This is a genomic window from Marilutibacter maris, assembly GCF_006546735.2.
Classification (GTDB): domain Bacteria; phylum Pseudomonadota; class Gammaproteobacteria; order Xanthomonadales; family Xanthomonadaceae; genus Marilutibacter; species Marilutibacter maris.
In genome coordinates this window covers 1-4,385 of the sequence record NZ_VICD02000141.1, presented here as the reverse complement: position 1 = coordinate 4,385, position 4,385 = coordinate 1, and the positions used below count along the sequence as shown (strand labels likewise).

Genomic DNA, 4,385 nt, shown 5'->3' with positions numbered 1-4,385 from the left:
GTGCCGCCGCGGTGCGGCACCCGCACCGCCGCGCCCAGGCCGGTGCCGGGACCGACCACCAGCACCGGGCCGGGCTCGCCAACGGACACGTCCGGGGTCAGCAGGGTCGACTCGGCCGGGTCCATGCACTGCGCGGCATGCGCGGCGGCCTGGAAGTCGTTGATGAAATGCACGTGCTGCAGGCCCAGGGCCTCGCGCAGGTCGGCGCCGGACACCCGCCAGCTGAGGTTGGCGTTGACCACCACGTCGTCGAGCATCACCCCGGCGCAGGCGATCGCGACGCTGTGCAGATCGCCGCCGCCGGGCATCCGGGCGATGAAGTCGGCCAGGATCGCGGCCAGGTCCGGGTAGTCGGCGCAGACGTACTTGCGATGCGCCAGCACCGCGATCGGCGACTCGCCCGGACCGCCGGCGCGGACCAGGCCGACGCGGGTATGGGTACCGCCGACATCGGCCGCGATGAAGCGGGCGCGGGCGCCGGACACCTGGCGCTGGGCGACGGTCATGCCGTTGCCCCCTGCGCATGGATACGCACACCGCAGGTCGACGCGCGCATCGCACGCAGCAGCCACGACCTGTCCAGACACTCCCCTTCCATCCTGCCTCCGTCGGTCCCCACCGATTGGGTCGGCCGAGACTGCAACGCTATTGACAACGATGTCAAGAGGCGCGACAAAAAACCCTCGATCCGCCCGAAATACCGTCACAAACCGGCGGATTTGCTGCATCGCAACAGCCAAAACAGCGCGCGAAATGGCGCTGTATCAAGGTTTTATCTATTCACTGGCCTGCCGGACAAAGTTGTGACACCGTGCGGTCAACGCCTGCCGCCACCCACCCGGGTCGCGCGCAACCATGGCTTACTGCCGGCGCCATGCCGGTCGAATCGGAGGGGAGTCCGTTCCATGTCGTCCACCACGCCCGCAACACCCGCCGTCGCCGGCAACGCCCCCGCGCGCAGCCAGTTGGGCTCGATCGCGATCGTCGGCCTGCTGTTCTTCATGTTCGGCTTCGTGACCTGGCTCAACGGGCCGCTGATCGGCTTCGCCAAGCTCGCCTTCGATGTCAGCGAGTCGGCCGCGTTCCTGATTCCGTTCGCGTTCTACATCTCCTACTTCTTCCTCGCCCTGCCCTCGTCGCTGATCCTGAAGAGGACCGGCATGAAGAAGGGCATGGCGTTGGGCCTGTTCGCGATGGCGATCGGCGCAGTGGTGTTCGGCCAGTTCACCACCCAGCGCTACTACCCCGGCGCGGTGACCGGCATCTTCGTGATCGGCACCGGCCTGGCGATCCTGCAGACTGCGGTGAACCCGTACATCTCGATCCTCGGCCCGATCGAAAGCGCGGCCCAGCGGATCGCGGTGATGGGCATCTGCAACAAGCTCGCCGGCATCCTCGCTCCGCTGGTGCTGGGCGCACTGGTGCTGCACGGCATGGGCGACCTCGCCGCCCAGGTCGCGGCCGCCGACCCGGCCGGCAAGGAGGCGCTGCTCAACGAGTTCGCCTCGCGCATCCACGACCCGTACATGGCGATGGCCGGACTGATGGCGGTGATCGCGGTCGGCATCCTGTTCTCGCCGCTGCCGGAAATCCGCGCCGAGGAGGCCAATGCCGAGTCCCGCGGCGGCGGCCGCAGCCTGTTCCAGTACCCGCACCTGTGGCTGGGCGCGGCCTGCCTGTTCGCCTATGTCGGCGTGGAGGTGATGGCCGGCGACGCGATCGGCGTCTACGGCGAGTCGCTGGGCCTGCCGCTGGACCACACCAAGTTCTTCACCTCGCTGACCCTCGGCGGCATGCTCGCCGGCTACCTGGTCGGCCTGGTCACGATCCCGCGCTTCATCTCGCAGGAGCGCTACCTGTCGGTGTCGGCGGTGCTGGGCGTGGTGTTCACCATCGGCGCGTTCCTGACCCGCGGCTACCTGTCGGTCGGCTTCGTCGCCCTGCTGGGCTTCGCCAACGCGATGATGTGGCCGGCGATCTTCCCGCTGGCGATCCGCGGCCTGGGCCGGCTGACCGAGTACGGCTCGGCGATCATGATCATGGGCATCGCCGGTGGCGCGGTGATCCCGCAGCTGTTCGCCCACTTCAAGCAGAGCCACGACTTCCAGTGGGTGTTCCTGCTGCTGATGGTGCCGTGCTACCTGTACATCCTGTTCTTCGCCACCCGCGGCTATCGGGCCGGCCAGACGCATGCGGCCCCGGCCCCTGCCGGCCAGGGGCGGAACTGAGCCGGGCGCGCGATGCTTGCGCGCCGCCGCCGCGGGGTTACGCTAGCAGGCCGATGACATGACCGAGGTGGCGGTGCGCCGACCCACGATCAAAGACGTCGCCGAGCGTGCCGAGGTCTCGCTGAAGACCGTCTCGCGGGTGATCAACGACGAGCCGGGCGTTCGCGCCCGCACCCGCGAACGGGTCAACCAGGCGATCGCCGAACTCGGCTACCGGCCCGACCCGTCCGCGCGCAGCCTGCGCAGCGCCCAGCCCTACGCGCTGGGCGTGGTCTACGACAACCCGAACCCGTACTACATCATCGCGGTGCAGAACGGGGTGCTGTCGGCCTGCCGCGAGACCGGCTACGGCCTGCAGATCCATCCCTGCGACGCCTCCTCGCCGGTGCTGGCCGCCGACCTGATCGACCTGGTCCAGGGCGCGCGCCTGGCCGGCCTGGTGCTGGCGCCGCCGATGTCCGAGCAGATGCCGCTGGTCAACGAGCTGGTCGAACAGGGCATCCGCCTGGTGCGGATCGTGTCCGCGGCCGCCGACCCGCACGACGGCGCGCCCTGCGTCTGGGTCGACGACCACGACGCCGCCTACGACATCACCGAACACCTGATCCAGCTCGGCCACCAGCGCATCGGCTTCCTCTGGGGCGGCACGTCCCACCGTTCCAGTTGGGAGCGCTACAAGGGCTATGCCAAGGCACTGGCCGACTACGGCATCGTCGAGGACGAGAACCTGGTGCTGCCGGGCGACTATTCCTTCGACGACGGCTTCCGCGGCGCGCGCCGGCTGCTGGCCCTGCCCGATCCGCCGACCGCGATCTTCGGCAGCAACGACGAGATCGCCGCCGGGGTGCTGGCGGCGGCGCGTTCGAGCGGACTCAACGTGCCCTACGACCTGTCGATCGCCGGCTTCGAGGACAGCCCGTTCTCCAAGCAGTCGTGGCCGCCGCTGACCACCGCCAGCCAGGCCACCGAGGCGATCGCCCGCCACGCCGCCTACCGGCTGATCGCCGAGCTGCGCCGCGACGCCCATCCGCAGGCCGACGCCCCGGCCAACGAGGGCTTCAGCCCGGTGCTGGTGGTGCGCGGCTCGACCGCACCGCCACGCCCGCGCGACTGAGCGACTGAGCGACGCGCCCGCGGCACCACCTGGGCGCTCAGGCCTGGCCGTCGCCCCGATCGCGGCGCGGACGCATCCGCCACCAGGCCAGCATTGCGGCAACCGCCGGAAGGCCGAACACCATCAGCAGGTACGGCAGCTCGTCGGAGACGCTGTAGCCGGCCTCGATCACGCCGACGCCCATGTTGACCAGGGCCGCGACCAGCCAGACCGGAATGAACCACAGCGCCGCACGCCGGGTCGCGCCGGGCGCCCGCAACGCCCACAGGCGTCCGGTCAACAGAAACAGGCCCAGTACCGCCAGCCCGGCCAGGACCATCAGGATCGTGTGCATGGGCGCTCCCCGTGTCGGCTGTCTGTCTACCGATAATGCCGCCGACGCGTGCAGGATGGGTAGCGGCGTCGATGGAGCGATGCTTCGCAGGAGCGGCACACCGCGCCATCGCAGAAGCCCCGTAGGAGCGGCGTGAGCCGCGATCCCCGGGCTGCGCCCGGGAATCCCCAAAGTTTGCCGCGCAAACCTTGGGCCCCGCCGTTGCGCGGCCACACCCCCATTCGCGCTACGCGCGAATCGCCCCCTGACTCAGGGGGCTGGGCTCAAAGGTAGACAAATGCTTTTCGTAGGAGCGGCGTGAGCCGCGATGGGCTTTTCCACGAAAGCCGGTCGGAGCCGGCCCGGGCGGCGCCTCAACCGGTGCGCAGCGCCGCCGCCTCACGCGCGAGCCGCTCGATGCCGGCCCAGTCGCCGGCGGCCATCAGCCTGGCCGGGGTGACCCAGGAGCCGCCGACGCAGGCGACGTTCGGGGTCGCCAGGTAGTCGCCGGCGTTGCCCAGGCCGATGCCGCCGGTCGCGCAGAAGCGGATCTCCGGCAGCGGGCCGTGCAGGCTGCGCAACAGGGCGGTACCGCCGGCGGCCTCGGCCGGAAAGAACTTCTGGAAACCGAAGCCGTGCTCGGCCAGGGTCATTGCCTCCGACGCGGTCGCCGCGCCGGGCAGCCAGCCGACCGCGTGACCGCGCGCGGCGGCGATCAGGTCGGGGCTGG

Annotated in this window: 5 protein-coding genes; 2 read left to right on the top strand and 3 right to left on the bottom strand. The window is 70.2% G+C overall.

Annotated features, from left to right (window positions below; translation table 11 throughout):
* Nucleotides 1–506, bottom strand: a 506-nt coding sequence (locus tag FKV24_RS09005; RefSeq protein WP_211371831.1) for a glucokinase, incomplete at its 3' end; no start/stop codon positions are given.
* Nucleotides 507–905: 399 nt separating this feature from the next.
* Between FKV24_RS09005 and FKV24_RS09000 the strand changes: the two genes are divergently transcribed.
* Nucleotides 906–2,228: a sugar MFS transporter gene (locus FKV24_RS09000; RefSeq protein ID WP_141482143.1), complete on the top strand. Its 1,323-nt coding sequence runs from the start codon at nucleotides 906–908 to the stop codon at nucleotides 2,226–2,228.
* A 73-nt stretch (nucleotides 2,229–2,301) separates the two neighbouring features.
* Complete coding sequence (locus tag FKV24_RS08995) at nucleotides 2,302–3,342, top strand: LacI family DNA-binding transcriptional regulator (protein ID WP_141482144.1); 1,041 nt, start codon at nucleotides 2,302–2,304, stop codon at nucleotides 3,340–3,342.
* 37 nt (nucleotides 3,343–3,379) lie between these two features.
* On the opposite strand, the gene FKV24_RS08990 is transcribed toward FKV24_RS08995, so the two are convergent.
* Together FKV24_RS08990 and FKV24_RS08985 are read right to left on the bottom strand one after the other, a co-directional pair.
* Nucleotides 3,380–3,676, bottom strand: a complete 297-nt coding sequence (locus FKV24_RS08990; RefSeq protein ID WP_141482142.1) for a hypothetical protein — start codon at nucleotides 3,674–3,676, stop codon at nucleotides 3,380–3,382.
* A gap of 353 nt (nucleotides 3,677–4,029) precedes the next feature.
* A partial coding sequence (locus FKV24_RS08985; RefSeq protein ID WP_484502556.1) for a beta/alpha barrel domain-containing protein occupies nucleotides 4,030–4,385 on the bottom strand: 356 nt, incomplete at its 5' end.

Coding starts and splice junctions, on each gene's coding strand:
- FKV24_RS09000 (WP_141482143.1), top strand. CDS start 906: ATGTCGTCCACCACGCCCGCAACACCCGCCGTCGCCGGCAACGCCCCC.
- FKV24_RS08990 (WP_141482142.1), bottom strand. CDS start 3,676: ATGCACACGATCCTGATGGTCCTGGCCGGGCTGGCGGTACTGGGCCTG.